Origin of the sequence: Thiolapillus sp., assembly GCF_048562965.1 — a bacterium.
GTDB lineage: Bacteria > Pseudomonadota > Gammaproteobacteria > Chromatiales > Chromatiaceae > Thiolapillus > Thiolapillus brandeum_A.
Window position 1 is genome coordinate 1 of sequence record NZ_JBHNMF010000978.1, and the last position, 1,051, is coordinate 1,051.

Here is a 1,051-nt window from a genome sequence, read left to right on the forward strand (position 1 = left end):
GATCTTGGTGTAATCCTTTGGCGTAATCCCGCGAGCGATTCGATCCGGTCCGCGCCGAAACACGACATCAAACGTCTTTTGCTGACGCGCATTGAGCTTGCCACTGAATCGCCCGAAGAAGGGGTAGTGACCGGGTAGCTGCGATAACCGCCAACTTTTTTGGCAGGTGATTTTCCTACGGAAAATTGCGGTTTGAGGTTGGGTTTGCGAGGGTGAAACCGCAACTTTCTGCGCAAATGCCCTCAGCAGTGGTTATCATCCAGTTCAATCAGTCGCTTATTCATGTCTTCTGGATGCTCCCAATACACCTTTCCTTTCTTGGGTGCGATTTGTAGGGTTAAATGCTTGGCGATGTCGTCATCGTCACAGTCAGGTGCGCCAAGCACCCATACCGGATAGTCAGAAACGAAAGCTTCCAGCTCGAACTTTTTGCCAACGGTTTCCATTTCTTCACAAGCGTGTCTTCGGCCTCGTGATAGATTTTGGGACATCCCAGTCCCCAAAATCGACTCGGCCTTTGACAACCTATTTGGTAAGCGCCAAACAATCAGCCCTATTGCATTTTTTTGACAGGCGTGTTCCAGGGTAGCAGGGCTTCAATGTCCTCAACCGTCCTGGCATTGCCGATGTGCTGCAGCACATGGTGGAGCCAGTACAGTTGAAGAGATCGAGGCCCTGCTACCTTGGAACGTCACCCTCAGTAAGCTGCAAGAGGGCTGATTCTCTGGCGTTTACGAAGTATGTAAAATACCAGGAGAAACAGGAACAACGCCAAGTTCAAATGGACTTGGGCAAGTAATCAATGAAATGGGATAACTCACCAGCCAGCCTTCTCAGAAGGCTGGCATCAAAGCCCCCTTATAGGGGGCAAAAGGCAAATCTGCGTTCTTAGAACGCAGATTTTTAGAATATAATCACACGGGACCCGACTCCTACTCACTATACTCACCTATAACAGCACGCAAATTATCTGTGTATTTAAAAATATCGTCTAGAGACTCTATTTCCACCCTTTCTTCCTGTTTATTAGCAATCAATCCCAGGTACTTCC

2 protein-coding genes are annotated in these 1,051 nt (G+C 48.4%); both read right to left on the reverse strand.

Going from position 1 to position 1,051, the window contains the following annotated elements; translation table 11 throughout:
* Positions 1-242 precede the first annotated feature (242 nt).
* Positions 243-446, reverse strand: coding sequence for a hypothetical protein (locus tag ACOCD2_RS21615; protein WP_293647586.1), 204 nt, complete (start codon positions 444-446; stop codon positions 243-245).
* A 107-nt stretch (positions 447-553) separates the two neighbouring features.
* Entirely contained in the window at positions 554-640 is an 87-nt protein-coding gene (locus ACOCD2_RS21620; RefSeq protein ID WP_368857421.1) for a hypothetical protein, read from the reverse strand.
* Positions 641-1,051 lie beyond the last annotated feature (411 nt).